Here is a 16845-nt window from a genome sequence, read left to right on the forward strand (position 1 = left end):
CATGGATCTGGACGGTCAGGTGGCGATCGTGACCGGGGCCGGGCGCGGTCTGGGGCGAGCACACGCGCTCCAGCTCGCCGCACTCGGCGCGCGGGTCGTTGTCAACGACGCCGGCACGGCCACCGACGGCGAAGGGCGTGATCACTCGGTCGCCCAGCAGGTCGTCGACGAGATCATCGCCGCTGGCGGTCACGCGGTCGCCAGCACCGACAGCGTGTCCGACTGGGACGGTGCGAAGTGTCTCGTGGCCACGGCGATCGACACGTTCTCCCAGCTCGACATCGTGGTCAACAACGCCGGGATCCTCCGCGACCGCATGCTGGTCAACATGTCCGAGGCCGAGTTCGACGCGGTGCTCGACGTGCATCTCAAAGGAACCTTCTGCGTCAGCCGCCACGCCGCGAACCACTGGCGGGAACGCAGCAAGGCGGGCGAACGGGTCACTGCCGCGATCGTGAACACGGGCTCGGGCGCGGGTCTGTTCAACAACGTCGGGCAGGCGAACTACGCGGCCGCCAAAGCGGCGATCGTGGCTTTCTCCCAGGTCGCCGCGAAAGAGCTGGCACGCTACGGGGTCCGGGTCAACACGATCGCCCCGATGGCCCGAACCCGTCTCGTACAGCAGACCCCCGGACTGGGCGAACTCACTGAGTCTATTAAGGACAGTGGGTTCGATCCGTGGCTGCCGGCCAACATCAGCCCGCTCGTGGCGTATCTCGCCTCGCCCCGCTCGAAATTCACCGGCGGCATCTGGCACGTGTTCGGCTGTCGCGTCGACCTGGTCGGCGGCTACACGTTCCAGCACACGGTGACCAGCGACGAGCCGTGGACGCTCGACGCACTGGACGAGGTCCTCCGTCCTCTCGACGCCAACGGCCTGCTGTCCGAGGAGATGGGGCTGGACGAGGTTGTGCGGATGCTGACAGCAAAGGGAAACGCATGAACTGCATCGCCGACGGGCTGTTCACCTCGGTGTCGGGCCGGCCACGTCTCCTCGGCGCCCGGTGCGCCGTCTGCGCCGCCGTCACGTTCCCTGCCCAGGACCGCTGCCAACGTTGCGGTGCCGACAGTATGGATGTGTTGCACCTCGCCGAGCGGGGCCGGCTGTGGACATGGACGACGCAGACCTACCGGCCGAAGTCCCCGCCCTACATCGGCGCCGACCCGTTCGTGCCGTTCGCACTCGGCTACGTCGAACTGCCGGACGGTGTCCTCGTCGAGACCAGGCTGGTCGTCGGCGAGCACGAGCAACCGCGGATCGGTGCGGAGATGGAGCTGTGCCTCGTGCCGTTCCAGGTCGACGGCGGAGAAGTCATGACGTTCGCTTTCCGGCCCGTACAGGAGGTCTCGTGACCAACGTCGCGATCGTGGGGGTTGGGCTGCACCCGTTCGGCCGACACGAAGGAGTCACCGGTCTGCAGATGGGTGCGCTGGCGGTCCGGGCCGCGTTGGCGGACGCGGGTGTCTCCTGGCCGGACATCCAGTTCGCCTATGGCGGAAGCTTCCGGTCCGGCGCGGCTGACGCGCTGGTCGCGCACCTGGGGCTGACCGGCATGCGGTTCATCAACGTGCACAACGGATGCGCGACCTCGACCAGCGCGTTGGCGGCGGCCTGCGACGCGATCGGACGGGGCCGCTACGACCTCGGCGTCGTGGTCGGTTTCGACAGGCACCCGCGTGGCGCCTTCGACTTCGACCCGGCGTTCCTCGGCCTCGGTGACTGGTACGGACAGCTCGGGCTCATGCAGACACCGCAGTTCTTCGCCATGCGGTGCACCCGGTACATGCACGACCACGGGATCTCCCCGCAGGTGCTGACGAAGGTCGCCGCGAAGAACCGGGAGAACGGTGCGCTCAACCCGAACGCGTGGCGCCGGTCCGCGCTCTCGGAAGAGCAGATCGCGGGCTCACGGATGCTGAACCATCCGTTCACGCAGTACATGTTCTGCTCACCGGGCGAAGGCGGCGCCGCGCTCGTGGTCTGCCGTGCCGATCTGGCCCACCGTTACACCAGCCACCCCGTGTACGTGCGCGGTGTGGCGATCCGTACCAGGAAGTACGGTTCCTTCAACGTGTTCAGCCCTTCGCTACCTCCCGGGCACGCCGAGTCGCCGACCGAGGCAGCCGCACGCGACTGCTACGAGATGGCCGGCATCGAGCCGGGCGACGTGGACATCGCGCAGTTGCAGGACAGCGAACCGGGCAGCGAGATCATCGCCATGGCCGAGACCGGCCTGTGCGCCGACGGCGAACAGGAGGCCATGGTCCGTGCGGGCGAGACCCGCATCAGTGGCCGGCTGCCGGTCAACACCGACGGCGGGCTGATCGCCAACGGCGAACCGATCGGGGCGTCGGGCCTGCGCCAGATCCACGAACTCGTGCTCCAGCTACGCGGGACAGCCGGTGCCAGGCAGATGCCCCGCACACCCCGCGTCGGCCTGGCCCAGGTCTACGGCATCCCAGGGACATCCGGCGCCACCCTGCTCAGCTCCTGAAGGAAAGGAAACGCACATGGCCGACCGTTCGATCATCGGCAGGAGCATGGCTCCGGTGACCATGACAGTGGAACGCGGCAAGATCATGGAGTTCGCCCGGTCCATCCTGGACGACAATCCGGTCTACTTCGGACCGGATCCGGCGGTGCCGCTCACCTTCGGCGTCACCACGGCGCACTGGCAGACCGGCAAGGCGGACCTCACCGGACTGGACCTCGCCCGGCTGCTGCACGGCGGGCTGGAGTTCGAGTACCTGGGCGAGATCCACGCCGGCGACACACTGACCTCCCGCGGATCTATTGTGGATGTTTACGAGAAACAAGGATCGCGTGGCGGGTCGATGACGTTCGTCGAGTCCGAGACGATCTTCACCAACCAGCACGGCGAGGATGTGCTGACGATGCGCAGCACCCTGATCGAAACCTCACGTGCGGCCACCCAGGACGGATCATGAACCGGCTGTACTACGAGGATGCCGAACCTGGTGTGACGCAAGCGAGCCGGCAGGTCCCGGACCCCGTCGAGGTGCTGGATTTCGTCCGCTACGCCGGGGCGTCCGGTGACTTCAACCCCATCCACTTCGACGGGGAAGTCGCCCAGGCAGCGGGATATCCAGCCGTCTTCGGTCAGGGCGCGTTCACCGCAGGGGTGCTGTCCCGGTTTGTCACCGACTGGCTGGGGGCCAGCCGGACGAGGCGGTTCAGCGTGCAGTTCCGGCGCCGGCTCCTGCCCGGCGACACCATCACCTGCACCGGGACGATCATCAGCAAACGCGGCGGCGTCGTCGAAGCCGAGCTCGCGGTGACCAACGGCCGGGGCGAGGTGCTGGTCGACGGGTACGCGGCAGCCGCACTGCCAGTCCGGGAGAACGTGTGATGGGCCCGCTGGAGGGTGTGCGGGTACTCGAGATCGCGGGCGTGGGCCCGGCCCCGTTCGGCGCGATGCTGCTCGCGGACATGGGTGCCGAGGTGCTGCGTGTCGAGCGACCGGCCGACAGGGCCACCGACACGGTGCCAGAGGACGTGCTGAACCGGGGAAAGCGTTCACTCGCAACCGATCTGAAGAAACCCGAAGCGGCTGAGACGGTCCTGCGCCTGGCCACGCGGGCGGACGTCCTGATCGAAGGGTTCCGCCCTGGGGTCGCCGAACGGCTCGGCATCGGCCCGGAGGAGTGCCTGCGACGCAACCCCCGCCTTGTCTACGCCCGCATGACCGGCTGGGGCCAGGACGGTCCCCTCGCCCACCTCGCCGGCCACGACATCAACTACCTCGCGCTCGCCGGAGTGCTGGGACACCTCGGTCGCAAGGACACGCCACCGGCACCGCCGTTGAATCTCGTCGGCGACTTCGGCGGCGGTGGCATGCTGCTGGCGTTCGGTGTCGTCTGTGCCTTGTTCGAACGGGCGCGTTCCAGCCGTGGACAGGTCATCGACGCCGCGATGCTCGACGGGACCGCGTTGCTCTCGACCCATCTGCACGGGATGCGTGCGGCGGGGATGTGGCACGACGAACGCGAGTCGAACCTCATCGACGGCGGCGCACCGTTCTACGACACGTACGAGACCGCGGACGGCAAGTTCATCTCCCTCGGCGCGGTGGAGCCCAAGTTCTACTCCGGGCTCATCGCCAGTCTCGGTCTCACCGACCTGCCGGGCCGCGACCCGCGGCACTGGCCGGTAATCCGCAAGCGGCTGGCGGACCTGATCCGCTCGCGGACCCGTGACGAGTGGAGTGCCGAACTCTCGCATCGCGACATCTGCCTCACCCCCGTGCTCGACTGCGCCGAAGCGCCCACGCACCCGCACAACATCGCGCGTGGCACGTTCACCGAGCACGCCGGCGTCGTGCAACCCACACCAGCACCACGGTTCTCCCGCACTCCTGGGTCGATTTCCGGCGTGCCGCCGGCGCCGGGCCGCGACACCGACGCCGCATTGCGGGACTGGGGGTTCGAGCAATCCGAAGTGGACTCGCTGCGTGCCGTCGGTGCGGTGGCGGGACCTCAACGAACAGGACAACACAAATGACTTCGCTCAACGACAAGGTCGCCGTCGTGACGGGCGCCGCGTCTGGCATCGGCGCCGCGTCGGCGATCGCGCTCGCCGCTGCGGGTGCCCGCGTGTGCTGCGCCGACCTCGACGAGGCGGGTGCCCGCGCGGTGGCCGACAAGATTACCAGCGACGGCGGCCACGCCTTCGGGCTACGTGCCGACGTCGCAGTGCCTGAGGACAACACCGCGATGGTGGCCGCCACGGCGGACCGCTACGGCGCGGTCCACATCGCACACCTCAATGCGGGCACGGGCTACGCCGCCGGCGTGCTCGACTTCCCGATCAAGGAGTGGGACCGCGTCCTGGCGGTCAATCTGCGTGGGGTCTTCCTCGGTTTACAGGCCGCGGCACGGGCGATGGCAGACACGGGCGGCGGGTCGATCGTGATCACCTCCTCGGCTGCCGGGCTCGGCGGAGTCGCGGCGTCCTCGGCATACTCGGCTTCCAAGCACGGGGTGCTCGGGCTCACGAAGTCCGCCGCGCTGGACCTCGCACCGCACGGCATCCGGGTCAACGCCGTCTGTCCCGGTTTCGTCGCCAGCAACGACGCGATCGCACAACTGGCCGGCGGGATGGCCGCCCGGATCCCGGTCGGCCGGGTGGGCCAGCCGGAGGACATCGCCCACCTCGTCGCCTTCCTGGCCGGCGACAACGCCTCTTACATCACCGGCAGCGTGTACTCGATCGACGGCGGCTCCGGCGCAGGCACCCGTGCACTCGGCAAACGCGCATAACCCGTAGGAAGGAGAACCTTCATGTCGACCATCACCACGATTCTGCGCGAGCTCGCCGAGAAGGATCCGGAGTTGCCCGCCGTCACGTGTGCGGGAGACAGTGTCACTCGCGGCGAGTTGCATGAACGCGGGCGACGGCTGGCGCACACTTACCGCGAGCACGGAGTGACCACAGCGGACACTGTCGCGATCGCACTGCCCAACGGAATCGAGTTCTTCGTCGCCACGCTCGCGTGCTGGATGCTCGGCGCGGTGCCGTTACCGCTGTCCCACCGGTTCCCCGCCGCCGAGCGCCGGGCCGTCGTCGACCTCGCCGACGCGCGGATTGTGGTGGGGGCGGCAAAGGGCGAGCACCCTGGCCGGACCTGTCTTCCACTCGGTTTCGTCCCGCCGCCGACCACGGCACGGTTCGACGAAGACCTGGTGAGCCCGTCATGGCAGATCACCACTTCCGGCGGCAGCACGGGACAGCCGAAGCTCATCGTCTCCAGCTTCTCGTCGCAGGGCGCCGCGCAGTTGCTCACCGGCATGGCCACGCCCATGGGCATGCCCACCGGCGGAGTGGTGCTCGCCCCGACCCCCATGTACCACGGAGCAGGGTTCCAGTTCGCGTGGTCGGGCCTGCTCATCGGTGCGCATGTGGTGGTACTGCCCAAGTTCAACGCCACCGCGGCACTCGAGACGATCACCCAGTTCCGCGTGCAGTGGATGTTCCTCGTGCCGACGATGATGTCCCGCATGCTCCACGCGCGAGACGCCGCGCTGGAACGGTTCGACCTCTCGTCGCTGACCATGGTCTGGCACGGCGCGGGCCCGTGCCCGCCGTGGGTGAAAGATGCCTGGATCGAACTCGTCGGCCCGGACCGTCTCATGGAGCTGTACGGCGCGGGCGAGGCGCCCGTCGGCGCCGCGATCAGCGGGACGGAATGGCTGGCGCACCGGGGTTCGGTGGGCAAGCCGGTCGGCGGGGACGTCAGGATCCTCGACCCCGAGGGGACCGAGCTGCCGTCCGGCGAGGTCGGCGAGATCTACCTGCGGCCGGTCGCCGGCGCACCGGAGAAGGCCAAGGTGCTGGGCGCCGAGATCCGCAGGCGCCAGGACTGGATGTCAGTCGGCGACCTGGGCCGGCTGGACGACGACGGCTACCTCTACATCAGCGACCGCCGCGTCGACATGATCGTCTCCGGCGGTGCGAACGTCTACCCGGCCGAGGTGGAAGCCGCGCTGATCGAACACCCCCGGGTCGCGAGCGCGATCGTGGTCGGGCTGCCCGACGACGACCTCGGTCAGCGCGTACACGCGCTCGTCGAGACCGACGGCGACGTCACCGCCGACGAGGTGCTGCAGTTCCTCGGTGAGCGGCTGGTGCGCTACAAGATTCCGCGCACGATCAGGTTCGTGGACGAACCACTGCGCGACGACGCCGACAAGGCCCGTCGCACCGCGATCCGCGACCGCGAGATCACGTTGCTAGGCCTGGAAAACCTACAGGAGGGCGCGCCCGGTCCGGTGTGGCGGGTCGAAGAACCGGTTAACCGCACGCACTTCGCGCGTTACGCGGGATCCTCGGGTTCCTTCCACCCCATCCACCACGACGACGCCTACGCGCAGGCCGCCGGCTATCCTGCGGTGTTCGGCCCCGGCATGTTCACCGCCGGCGTGCTGTCGCACTACCTCACCGACTGGCTCGGCCGGCCGAACATCCGGAGGTTCGGCGTGCGGTTCCGCCGCCAGGTCTTCCCCGGCGACACGCTGACCTGCTCCGGCGCCGTCACCCGTAGGCACGGGCAACTCGTGGAGGTCACCCTTCAGGTCACCAACCAGCACGACCAGGTCCTCGTTTCCGGCACGGCCACCGCGGATCTGCCCACCACGAAAGGAAAAACCCGATGACAACGGCTGTCGACCCGTGCCCGGCGGTGGGACTGCAGCAGCTGCTGACGATTGCCCAGCCCGAACTGGTTCGCATGTGGACCACGCTCCCGGCACCGGCCGAGGACGAACTCGACGGTGAGTACGCCGGTTTCCTGCCGATCCATGGGCTGCCCGACGACGCGGTACGGGCTCTGGTCCAGGCCATGTACCAGGAGCGTTCACGCAACGGGTACTGGATCGGGAAGGCGTACTCCGCCGGTGCGGGCTACAACGTGTTCCGCACGGCCACCGGTGACGGCTACGAATTCCCGCGAGCGGGCCGGTTCACCACCCGTATCGGCGCGTCACTGGTCGACGGGCGTCCGGCACTGCTGATGGACTACACCGTCTTCAACAACCAGCCCGGCCGCGCCGGCCTGATCGACGAGATACGCCGCCTGTCGACAGGGCTCTACCTGGGCACAGCCACCCACCCGAAGCCGGACGGCACCCGCACCGAAGCCACCGGCTGTTTCCTGCTCAACGGGCCCATCAGTCCGTGGCACGGCGTCGACGACCCGGCACGGGAGTTGCGCCAGGCCTGACCGGTTCTAGCAGAATTTGCTCAGGTCGATGGCTTCCCTGGTGAAGCTGAAGCCGTCCGGCGGGATGCCTTTGGGCGAGCTGAGCCAGCCACCCTTGTCTCGTGGCCGGCTGGACAGCTCACCGTCCAGCAGCAGCGAGACGTAGCAGCCGAAGTCGATGGCGAGCCCGTCGTACAGGACTCCGGGATTGTTCTTGTCCGCAATGCCCCGGCGCAACACGTGCAGCAGGCGGGCGTCGTAGAGTTCGTCGACGGTTTCCTGACAGGCCACCTGGTCGATCAGGAACGTCCGCGACCGGCGCCGCCCGACGACCTCGTCGACCAGGAGCCGAAGCGTCCTGCGGGCGGGCTCGTTCGCGGTGATCGCGGTCTGTTTGTCGCGCAGGTACCAGTCGCGGGCCGCCCGTCGGACGTCCGGCAGGCCGATCGGCTCGTGGTGGGCGTGCTGCGCGGCGAGCGCCGCGATGTTGATGGCATCCCGGGGTACTCCTTCCGCCGCGCGGACGAGTTCGGCGAAGGCGTTGGGGCGGAAGGTTTCCTCGACGAACGTCTCCGCGTCAGGCGGTGGCGCGCCCATCATCGCGGCCAGCTGGGGACCGGCATGGTTGTAGAACAATCGGCTGAAGAACTCCTGCGACTTCGTCCGGCCGTGATCGAAGATCATGCAGTCGTCCAGGCTGACCGCGGATGCCGCGTCCGCGCCGACCTCGATACCGACGTAGTCCCCGTCCGCGGTCGCCCGGCTGAACCGGGAGCGCCGCTCGATCGCCGCGATCTTGACCGTGACCCCCATCGTCGGCAGCACGCACCGCCGTAGCAGGTCGGCCAGCAACGGCTGCAGTTCGAGCGGGATGCTGCTCCACTCGTCCAGCAGCAGCCACAAGCGTGTCTGGCCAAGCGCCCGGACGATACGGCGCAACGCCCGGTTGAGCGGGCCGAACACGACATGGTGCTGCTCGACCCCGGTACGCCGCAGCCGGCTCTCCTGAGTGACCGCCGCCCGGCGGATATCTTGGCACCGGGACCGGCGGACACCTCGAACCCATGGGTGACCTCGGCCGTGTCACCGAACTTGGTCTCGCGTTCCACCTCACCGACCACCTGGACGGCGGTCGCCGCCTCGGCCAGCGCGTCCAGTCCGGGCAGCAGGTTCTCGTGGCCTTCTTGTTCGATCGCGGTCGTGAGCAACTCCTCGTGCACCGCCTCAAGCGTGTCCACAAGCAGGTGGGTCCCGCGCAACGCCAGGCTCACAGTGCTGTCGGCGTACATCCCGCCGGCCGAACCGATCGTCCGCAGGTCTACGTAGACCGCCAGATCCCCGGTCTGTTCGATCAGGTCCGCGAGGTAGAGCAGGGCATGTGTCTTTCCGGTCCCCCTGCGTCCATAGAGGATCTGGTGGTCTGTGGAGTGCAGCATCGCCGAGAACGACCCGGCCGTGACGTAGGTCGTCGCGAGCGTGTAGCGATCAGTGCTCTCGGCCCGCCGCGCGATCCGCATCAATGCCTGGTTGAGATGCCTCTGCCGAGCGGATGCGCGTCTGCCGCGCACCTGCCGGTTGCCTGATTGCGGGGCGCACGCCGTCATGGCTCACGGCCTGTCGTCTCCACCTGCGGACAGATGCAGACCGGATGGTTCAACGAGACCACCTCCCCCACAACTCCACCATCGCACGATTGGAGTCGCGTGTGACGGGCAGGCAAACAACAATGCCCAGTTTCATCCGATCGTGGATCGGTAGTCTTGGAAGCCCGATCATGAAAGCGAGTTGGCATGCAGTTCAGCAGCACCCGCGTTGTCGACGACGCGCGCTACGGCGTAGTGACGATCGGCGTCAACGCCGAGCGTGGAGCGGTCGAGGTCTCCGGGACGCAGGTTCCCACGGTCGCCATCCAGCGTTCTGCGGACGCGGAACTGAACAAGTTCGTGCCGATCGGCACCAGAGAAGCCGCCCACCTGACCATGTCGGTCGACGGCGTCGAGGCCGAACTGCGGCCTGGCCCGGGAAAACTGACCCGTCGTTCGTATCGGGTCGACCTGGTCCTCGCCGGAACGCACTACAGATTCACGCCGGACTCCGACGAAACCGCGGAGCTCAGCCGCGAGGGCGCCGAGATCGCCGTGTTCCGGATGGAGGACACCAACGGCGAGTTCAGCGTGGGTTGGCTGGCCGACGATTCGCAGCCTGCCGATGCCGCCATCGGATACGCGCTGTCTGTGGCCTTCCGCACCGGTGCGATGGGGGCCATCTCTATGCTTCTGAACGGTTCGGTAAATGTCGCGGGGCATTCATAAGAAAGTGTGCGCTCGGCGAGAAGAGCGCCAAGCGACACTGAGAACGTCCAAATTCTGATGACAACGGCCCGGAAGGCTCAGCCGGTAGGGTCGTCGGTGTGGATCTGGACGACATCGCCGCCCGGCTCGGGGTATCCGTCGAGGACGTCGATCGCGTGCACCAGCTCGCCGGCGACCGGTCGTCGGCTCCGCTGCCCGCCAAGGCCGACGCGCCCGCGATCCTCGGCCGGCTCGCGGTTCGGCCGGACGACGCCGCCGAGATCATGGCGGGCTGGCCCGACCCCGACTCTCCACTATGGACTCCCGAGCTGCGCTGGCTGCTCGACCGCTCGATTGCCCTGGTCCTCGCCGATCTCGGAGGTTACGGCTGGCTGCCGCCGGGGCCAGAGCTGCCACGCGAACGCGGCCCCGCCTGGCGCCATCTCTACGTGTACGCGTACTTGGCCCTGGTCGACGTCGTCATGGGATACCACCGCGACCACAGCATCGCCGATGCCGTGTCGTGGACGACCCTCGCGGATCTGGGCCGTAACCTCGCGATCGACCGGCGGATGCACGGCGAGGGCTGGCCGGTCATGCAAAGCTGGCTGACGCTGCATGCGCGCGGCGGCCTCTACGAGCTGGGCCGGCTGCAGCACCAGCGCGGCAGCACCGCCATCGACCTGCACATCACCGAGGCAGGGCCGATGACCCCGGAGGCGGTCACGGCGTCGCTCGACGAGGCCCGCGCGTTCTTCCCGCGCCACTTTCCCGACGAGCACCACACGGCGTTCTCCTGCGGCTCGTGGCTGCTTGACCCGCAACTGCTGGAGTACCTGCCCGAGGACTCCAACATCGCCCGTTTCCAGCAGAGGTTCGAGCTGGAGCCCTACCAGGAGCCGGAAGGGCTGGACGCCGACGTCGAGGTACGGCGCTTCGTGTTCCGCACCCTGACCACGCCGCTCGACCAACTGCCCCACCGCACCCTGCTCCAGCGCGCGGTCATCGACCACCTGAAGGCCGGCCGCCACTGGTACTGGCGCCGCGGCCGCTTCCCGTTCTAGCCACAGGCTGTTTCCGCTGCTGCGGCTGGCCACATCCTGCTGCGAGAATGGTGGATGTGCCCGAGTCCGCCGCCAACAGCATGTCAGGCATGGCGGACGTGGTCGTCCAAGCGCACACGATCCAGGGCGACGTCAACGTCGGCATCGTTGTGGACCCGCGCCTGCCACTGCCACGTCAGCTCCCCGTAGCCGCACCAGGGTTTGTGGGTCGTGCTGACCAGCTCGCCGAGCTGGACGCGGTGTTCGAGGCCGATCCCGCTGGATCCGTGGTGATCTCGGCGATCGACGGCTCAGCGGGTATAGGCAAGACCACGCTCGCGCTGCACTGGGCGCACCGGGCCGTGAACCGGTTTCCCGACGGGCAGTTGTACGTCAACCTCCAGGGGTTTTCGGCGAGCGGCGACCCTGTCCGGCCTGCGGAGGCGCTTCAGGGCTTCCTCAACGCCTTCGACCTGCCCGCGGGCTCTGTTCCGACGGACGTGAACGCTCGGGCGGCATTGTTCCGCAGCCTGGTCTCCGACCGGCGGATGCTGATCGTGCTGGACAACGCCCGGGACGTGGACCAGGTCCGGCCGTTGCTGCCGGGCAGTCCGCTCTGCGGGGTGATCATCACCAGCCGCAACCGCCTCACCGGGCTGGTCGCGCTGGACGGTGCCCGGTTGATGCCCCTGGACGTGCTCGCCCAGGAGGAGGCGCACGAGCTGCTGGCCCACCGCGTCGGGACTGACCGGGCTGCGGCGGAGGCGGACGCGGTCACGTCCCTGACCGAATCGTGCAGCGGGCTGCCCCTCGCGCTGGCGATCGTCGGGGCTCGTGGCGCCTCGGAGCCGGATCTTCCGTTGGACGAACTGGTGGCCGAGCTTCGCGACGAACGCGATCGTCTCTCCGCGTTCCATGCCGGAGACGAGAACACCGATCTGCAAGCGGTGTTCTCGTGGTCGTACAAGTCTCTCTCGCCGCAGGCCGCTGAGCTGTTCCGCAACCTCGGCAGCCATCCCGGACCGGAGATCGGCTTCGAGGCGGCTACCGTGCTGGGTGCGACCCGGCGGTTGCTGACCGAGCTGACCCGGGCGAACCTGTTGGACCAGTACGTTTCGCAGCGCTACCGGTTCCATGACCTGCTTCGGCTGTATGCCCGCGAGCTCGGCGCGGACCCGGAACCCATGCGGCGGCTCGCCGGGTGGTACCGCGATCGGGTGGCCGGGGCGACCGCGTGGATCAACTCGCGGCTGGACGTCGAGCGCGAGCACAGGACCAAATGGGACGCCCTGCGGTGGCTGGAAGGCGAACGCGCCAACCTCGTCGCGTTGGTCATGTCCGGTGCATCGGCGGAAACCGCGTGCTTGCTGGCGCCGTTCTTCCGTGAGCGGATGCACGTCGACGACTGGCGGGCCACGCTCGGACAAGCCTCGAAGACGACCAACGCCGTGCTCAAGGTCCGGATCCAAGCCGAGATCATGCTGTACCTGGCCCAGACGACCACTGTCGAGGCCGAACTGCCACTCCCCCAAGGCATCCAGGAGCTGCCACCGGCCGACCACGCGGATGTTCTCCGGATCGTCGCGGACGCCTACCTGGAAAGCGGCCGGATCGGGCTGGCCCGCAAGGCGGCAGTGGACTGCGTCGAACGGCTACGGGCGCTGGGGAATCGGCGCGCGGAGGCGTGGGCACTGGCGAACCTGGCACAGCTCTATTCCCACCAGCTTCTCTTCGACGAGACAACCGAATGCCTGACCAGGACGCAGGAAATCTGGCGTGAGCTGAACGATCCGTGGTTCGAGGCGGATGCGCTGATTCGTCAAGCGGACGCGGACCGTTTGCGCAGTGAAGTCGTGACCGCGCTCCGGTGTGTGGACCGGGCCGTGACCCTGTACACCACAACCTTCGACGACCAGGTGAGCAGGGCCCGAGCATTCGCACTGTACGGCCAGATCCTGCGCGAGTTCGGTGTGGCTGCCCAGGCCATCGACTGCCAGCTGAAGGCGCTGGAAATCCTGGCATCCCAGCCGGAACCACGCGAACGGGCCGAGGTGCTGGCCGAGCTGGTCGATACCGCGCTGAGCCTGGGACGCATCGGGGTGGCCAAGGAGTTTCTGCGACAACTGCTGGCCGCCGGACGCTCGCTCAACGATCCACAGGCGCGAAATCGCGGTTTTCTCGTGAGTCTGGGATTCCACAGTGATGCCGGAGACTTCCGAGTCCCGCAGTCCGACGACTGGATGCGTGGCCAACGCCCGGCAGCGCTCAAACACGGTGCGCAGAACCTCGCGCGGTTCCATGCCGCTCAAGGGCGGATCGCCACCGCTGTCGGCTACATCATTGAGGACGGTAGCGCCGAATCGTTGATGAAGCTTGCCGAAGTCTACCGATCGGCCTACCGGGATGCGGAAGCCGTTCCCTGCATGGTGAAAGCGCGAGACCTGTCCCGGCAGCTCGACGATCCCAAGACCGAAGCGGTCGCTCTGGACTATTTGGGGAACATGTACCAGGACATGGGCCGTTTCCGCGTAGCGATCGACATGCACGAGGCGGCTGTCGGTGTCCGCACGTCGATGGGCGTCGACTCGTACCGTACGGGCTGGAATCTCGTGGATATCGCGTACTGCCATCGCGAGTCCGGCCGGTTCGACGACGCGTTGGCCACTTTCGAACGCGGGCTTGCAGTGCGCCAGGAGGCCGGCAACACGTACGGCGTGGTGCAAATGCTCGGCATGGTCGCGGAAACCCATGTTCTGCGGCGTGAATTCGATCAGGCCGCACGGCGTCTGTCGGAAGCGGTCGCGCTTTCCACGCGCGAGATGCTCGATCCGGCGGCATGGACGTTGGCCGACCTTGTTCACTACTACAGCCAGCAGTACCGGTTCGCCGAGGCCGAGCAGTGTTACTGGGCGGCGTTGCCGACCTTGCAACGCCAGGGTGGCGACCGGCGGGCGTTGACCCTGCAGGGGTATTTCGCGCAGATGAGGATCAAGCAGGGGCGGGCCACCGAGGCGATCGAACTGCTGCGGTACCACCTGGATTTCCTGACCGCAATCGAGGATTTCACCTGGACCGCCAAGTTCCGCGCCGATCTGGTGCGGGCCCTGCTCGACCAACGCCGGTTCGCCGAGGCGGAGTCGTTCGCCCGGCACGGGGTAGAAGTGGCCGTGCGGACCGAGGCCGACCGTGGACAACTCCGGTTCCTGGGACTGCTGGGAGAGATCGCCACAGCTCGCGGCCAGTTCGGTGCGGCGCAGGCGTATTTCCGGCAAGCCGCCGACCTGGGTGACCGCAATGGCGACGGGGCCAGGGCGCACCACTTGGCCGGTTTGGCCAAGGCACAGCTGGAAGGCGGGGACACGGACGCCGCGATCGCCACATGTCAAACCCGGCTGGCGGTCGTGCGGACGTTGGGCGACGATCGGGCGGTGGCCCAGGCCTTGGCGGAACTCGCTGTGGCGCAACAGAATCCTGGGCCCCTGGACGAGTGCCTCTCGGTGTGCGACGCGCTCGAAGACCCTTGGGCAGTAGCGCGGACGCTGAAGGACTGCGCGCGGGCAGCCGAGAGAATGGGAGAGCCCAGCCGGGTCATCGAGTACCTCAGCCGGCGCGCCGATCTGGGCCACACGCTGTTCGAACTCGGGATATGCGCGGAAGCCGCAGCCGACCTGGGCGAGCATCACCTGAGGCACGGCCGGCCGGCCGAGGCGGTGCGGGCTCACCAGCAGGCGCTGGATCTGCGTGAAGAGCTGGGCGATCCGCCGGGAATCGCCGACGCGTCCGACCGGCTGGCGACCGCGAAGGCCGCCGCCGGCCGAACGCCTCAATGAGCGCCAGTGATCAAACTGCGGAGAAAGTCACCGTGACCACGGGAACCGGCCGAGCGCAGTTTCGCACGGACGGCGTCCGCGTCCGGGTGCCTGAGCTCGAGGAGGACGGTCATTGCCCGCCGCCAGGCTTCACGTGCGGCCTGGACGGCTCCTTCGGCGTGGTGCGCGTCGCCCAGCCGGTCGATCGTCTCGGCCTCGGCGCACCGGTGCCCGAGGTCCCGGTAGAGCGCGGCGGCACGTTCGTAGCACGCGATGCTCTCCTCGTGGTGGCCCAGCCCAGAGTGGGCGTGGCCGAGAGTGTCCCATGTGTCCGCCTCGCCGTACCGGTCATCGATCTCCTGGTTGAGGCGCAGGGCCCGTTCGCCGGAGGCGAGGGCCTGCTCGTCGTCGCCATGGTTGTGGTATCCCCACGCGATGTTGTTGAGCGCTCTGGCCTGCCCTGACCGGTGGCCGATGCCGAAGAACAACTCGAAGGCCCGCTCGGCATGCGCCAGCGACGTCCGGTGATCGCCCTGGCGGGCACGGATCCAGCACAGGTCGAAGTGGACTCTGGCCTCGCCCGCCGCGTCACCCGTCTCCTGGAAGAGGCGCTGGGCGTCTGTCAGGTAACCGATCGCGTCGGACACCCGGTCCAGGTGGACATGGGCACGCCCGAGGCTGCGGTGGGCGTGCGCCTGCCCGACCGGCCGGGCAGGGACGACATCCGCGCCTGCGTTCTCGTCCTTGAGGATACCGCACGGTCGGCGTTGATCAGCAACAATGCGAGCATTTTTTGCTGCCGCAGGCTGGTCAGACGCACCAACCCGTCGCTCGCCGAAACTTCCAGCAACCCCAGCACTCGGAATTCCACTCACGCCTCCAGGGCGGCCGTCGAACATCCGGCGGCACGTATCCTGGTAGCGCCTTCGTGGCTGTTGTTTCCGAATTCACTGTGTCCCGGAAATGTCCATTCCACTCACTCGACAGGCCATGCGGGGAAGTAGTAGCCGTCCTGCCAGGGGTAGGCGAGGTCGCGATAGCCGCAACCGGCCGTCAAGTGGCCGGCATCCCGGAACCCCTGCTCGGAGATCTCGCACGCGGCGAACGTCGGATACGGACCTATCCACGTCCACGTGTCGGCATTGGCCACACCTGCGCCGCCCATCGCCAAAGCAGCGGAAATACCCAGAACACCCACAAGTTTTCGCATCAGACAAGCAGACTGCCTGACGACCGGAGGCACAAGCCACCGTTGTGCGCAGCCTGCCCGGACAAACGGGCGCGAGCCGGCCAGTGGTATGCGCCGTTAGTTGCCGCCGCCTGCGTCACGCAGGTGCTGGCGCCACACCTGGCGGAGATTGGTGGTGTCGCAGGTTTGCTGGGTCAGGACCGCGCCATTGCCGTTGGCGCTGATGCATTTGCCGCTGAGAGCATTGCGGAACAGGATGTTGACCGACCCGTTCGGGTTCTCGCTGACGACCGGGGTCTGCCATTGCTGGCCGAGGCTGCTGGAGCAGCTCAGTTGCTGGATACCCGTGCCGTCGGCGCTGGATTCGTTCCAGATCTGGACGCATTTGTTGCTGTTACGCGCGATGACCCACTTGTTGCCGTTGCCGAGCGTCTGGAGCTGGAACGTCTGGTTGTACGACCCGCTGCCGACCGGGGTCTTGCACGTGGCCTGCTGGATGAACACGAACTCGGCGCTGGAGCCGCCGGACACGTCCATGCACAGCCGGGCGCTGCGGTCGGAGTACTGCAACCACCAGACGGCGGCATTTGCCGGTGCCGCGGCCAGGACAACCGATGCCATCACCAACAAAACCAGCAAATAAAACCGCGAAACGCTTGCGCATGGCCACATCCGTTCCTGTGTCCGGGCAGAGTCAACCAGCCTAGGCACACCGATCCGGGCCGCCTAGCCGACAAGCGGCGGTACGGATTCACCCGGCCGGCTCGTTGATTGTCCCTTGTGGATCAAGACCTT

The 16845-nt window shown here is 67.7% G+C and carries 17 protein-coding genes; 13 read left to right on the forward strand and 4 right to left on the reverse strand.

Annotated features, from left to right (window positions below):
- Nucleotide 1: 1 nt before the first annotated feature.
- The 9 genes from JOF56_RS41800 to JOF56_RS41840 are packed head-to-tail and all read left to right on the forward strand — an operon-like array spanning nucleotide 2 to nucleotide 7739.
- Entirely contained in the window at nucleotides 2-943 is a 942-nt protein-coding gene (locus JOF56_RS41800; protein ID WP_209645122.1) for an SDR family oxidoreductase, read from the forward strand.
- Nucleotides 940-1353 carry a Zn-ribbon domain-containing OB-fold protein gene (locus JOF56_RS41805; RefSeq protein WP_209645123.1) on the forward strand — a complete coding sequence of 138 codons (414 nt, stop codon included), beginning with the start codon at nucleotides 940-942 and terminating at the stop codon, nucleotides 1351-1353. The genes JOF56_RS41800 and JOF56_RS41805 overlap by 4 nt, the downstream gene beginning before the upstream one ends.
- Nucleotides 1350-2495: a thiolase family protein gene (locus JOF56_RS41810; protein ID WP_307855494.1), complete on the forward strand. Its 1146-nt coding sequence runs from the start codon at nucleotides 1350-1352 to the stop codon at nucleotides 2493-2495. Before JOF56_RS41805 ends, JOF56_RS41810 begins: the two co-directional genes overlap by 4 nt.
- Nucleotides 2496-2511: 16 nt before the next feature.
- On the forward strand, nucleotides 2512-2949 hold the full coding sequence (locus tag JOF56_RS41815) for an FAS1-like dehydratase domain-containing protein (protein WP_209645124.1): 438 nt from the start codon (nucleotides 2512-2514) through the stop codon (nucleotides 2947-2949).
- Nucleotides 2946-3371, forward strand: a complete 426-nt coding sequence (locus JOF56_RS41820) for a MaoC family dehydratase (RefSeq protein ID WP_209645125.1) — start codon at nucleotides 2946-2948, stop codon at nucleotides 3369-3371. The genes JOF56_RS41815 and JOF56_RS41820 overlap by 4 nt, the downstream gene beginning before the upstream one ends.
- Nucleotides 3371-4522 carry a CaiB/BaiF CoA transferase family protein gene (locus JOF56_RS41825; RefSeq protein ID WP_245378595.1) on the forward strand — a complete coding sequence of 384 codons (1152 nt, stop codon included), beginning with the start codon at nucleotides 3371-3373 and terminating at the stop codon, nucleotides 4520-4522. Before JOF56_RS41820 ends, JOF56_RS41825 begins: the two co-directional genes overlap by 1 nt.
- Nucleotides 4519-5280, forward strand: a complete 762-nt coding sequence (locus tag JOF56_RS41830) for an SDR family NAD(P)-dependent oxidoreductase (RefSeq protein ID WP_209645127.1) — start codon at nucleotides 4519-4521, stop codon at nucleotides 5278-5280. Before JOF56_RS41825 ends, JOF56_RS41830 begins: the two co-directional genes overlap by 4 nt.
- Nucleotides 5281-5301: 21 nt before the next feature.
- A complete protein-coding gene (locus tag JOF56_RS41835) occupies nucleotides 5302-7173 on the forward strand; it encodes an AMP-binding protein (RefSeq protein WP_209645128.1) in 1872 nt (623 codons plus the stop codon).
- A complete protein-coding gene (locus JOF56_RS41840) occupies nucleotides 7170-7739 on the forward strand; it encodes a hypothetical protein (RefSeq protein ID WP_209645129.1) in 570 nt (189 codons plus the stop codon). The genes JOF56_RS41835 and JOF56_RS41840 overlap by 4 nt, the downstream gene beginning before the upstream one ends.
- A gap of 6 nt (nucleotides 7740-7745) precedes the next feature.
- Here the strand turns inward: JOF56_RS41840 and JOF56_RS58630 are convergent, their stop codons facing one another.
- A complete protein-coding gene (locus tag JOF56_RS58630; RefSeq protein WP_245378596.1) occupies nucleotides 7746-8681 on the reverse strand; it encodes a hypothetical protein in 936 nt (311 codons plus the stop codon).
- 101 nt (nucleotides 8682-8782) lie between these two features.
- Here JOF56_RS58630 and JOF56_RS58635 point away from each other — a divergent pair, with 101 nt between their 5' ends.
- From JOF56_RS58635 to JOF56_RS41860, 4 genes are all read left to right on the forward strand, one after another.
- Nucleotides 8783-9301: a hypothetical protein gene (locus tag JOF56_RS58635; protein ID WP_245378597.1), complete on the forward strand. Its 519-nt coding sequence runs from the start codon at nucleotides 8783-8785 to the stop codon at nucleotides 9299-9301.
- A 207-nt stretch (nucleotides 9302-9508) separates the two neighbouring features.
- Nucleotides 9509-10030 (forward strand): hypothetical protein, encoded by a 522-nt coding sequence (locus JOF56_RS41850; protein ID WP_209645130.1) that lies wholly within the window; start codon nucleotides 9509-9511, stop codon nucleotides 10028-10030.
- 98 nt (nucleotides 10031-10128) lie between these two features.
- Entirely contained in the window at nucleotides 10129-11073 is a 945-nt protein-coding gene (locus JOF56_RS41855; protein ID WP_209645131.1) for an acyltransferase domain-containing protein, read from the forward strand.
- 56 nt (nucleotides 11074-11129) lie between these two features.
- On the forward strand, nucleotides 11130-14882 hold the full coding sequence (locus tag JOF56_RS41860; protein ID WP_209645132.1) for a tetratricopeptide repeat protein: 3753 nt from the start codon (nucleotides 11130-11132) through the stop codon (nucleotides 14880-14882).
- On the opposite strand, the gene JOF56_RS41865 is transcribed toward JOF56_RS41860, so the two are convergent.
- The 3 genes from JOF56_RS41865 to JOF56_RS41875 form a co-directional block, all read right to left on the reverse strand.
- Complete coding sequence (locus JOF56_RS41865; protein WP_209645133.1) at nucleotides 14876-15508, reverse strand: tetratricopeptide repeat protein; 633 nt, start codon at nucleotides 15506-15508, stop codon at nucleotides 14876-14878. The two genes, JOF56_RS41860 and JOF56_RS41865, sit on opposite strands and share 7 nt — an antisense overlap.
- Before the next feature lie 329 nt (nucleotides 15509-15837).
- Complete coding sequence (locus JOF56_RS41870; RefSeq protein ID WP_209645134.1) at nucleotides 15838-16071, reverse strand: hypothetical protein; 234 nt, start codon at nucleotides 16069-16071, stop codon at nucleotides 15838-15840.
- 96 nt (nucleotides 16072-16167) lie between these two features.
- Nucleotides 16168-16671 (reverse strand): RICIN domain-containing protein, encoded by a 504-nt coding sequence (locus JOF56_RS41875; RefSeq protein WP_209645135.1) that lies wholly within the window; start codon nucleotides 16669-16671, stop codon nucleotides 16168-16170.
- Nucleotides 16672-16845: the final 174 nt, after the last annotated feature.

This window comes from Kibdelosporangium banguiense, assembly GCF_017876405.1.
In the GTDB taxonomy this organism is placed as follows: domain Bacteria; phylum Actinomycetota; class Actinomycetes; order Mycobacteriales; family Pseudonocardiaceae; genus Kibdelosporangium; species Kibdelosporangium banguiense.

Coding starts and splice junctions, on each gene's coding strand:
- JOF56_RS41830 (WP_209645127.1), top strand. CDS start 4,519: ATGACTTCGCTCAACGACAAGGTCGCCGTCGTGACGGGCGCCGCGTCT.
- JOF56_RS41820 (WP_209645125.1), top strand. CDS start 2,946: ATGAACCGGCTGTACTACGAGGATGCCGAACCTGGTGTGACGCAAGCG.
- JOF56_RS41805 (WP_209645123.1), top strand. CDS start 940: ATGAACTGCATCGCCGACGGGCTGTTCACCTCGGTGTCGGGCCGGCCA.
- JOF56_RS41800 (WP_209645122.1), top strand. CDS start 2: ATGGATCTGGACGGTCAGGTGGCGATCGTGACCGGGGCCGGGCGCGGT.
- JOF56_RS41875 (WP_209645135.1), bottom strand. CDS start 16,671: ATGGCATCGGTTGTCCTGGCCGCGGCACCGGCAAATGCCGCCGTCTGG.
- JOF56_RS41825 (WP_245378595.1), top strand. CDS start 3,371: ATGGGCCCGCTGGAGGGTGTGCGGGTACTCGAGATCGCGGGCGTGGGC.
- JOF56_RS41850 (WP_209645130.1), top strand. CDS start 9,509: ATGCAGTTCAGCAGCACCCGCGTTGTCGACGACGCGCGCTACGGCGTA.
- JOF56_RS58635 (WP_245378597.1), top strand. CDS start 8,783: ATGGGTGACCTCGGCCGTGTCACCGAACTTGGTCTCGCGTTCCACCTC.
- JOF56_RS41870 (WP_209645134.1), bottom strand. CDS start 16,071: ATGCGAAAACTTGTGGGTGTTCTGGGTATTTCCGCTGCTTTGGCGATG.
- JOF56_RS41835 (WP_209645128.1), top strand. CDS start 5,302: ATGTCGACCATCACCACGATTCTGCGCGAGCTCGCCGAGAAGGATCCG.
- JOF56_RS41815 (WP_209645124.1), top strand. CDS start 2,512: ATGGCCGACCGTTCGATCATCGGCAGGAGCATGGCTCCGGTGACCATG.
- JOF56_RS41840 (WP_209645129.1), top strand. CDS start 7,170: ATGACAACGGCTGTCGACCCGTGCCCGGCGGTGGGACTGCAGCAGCTG.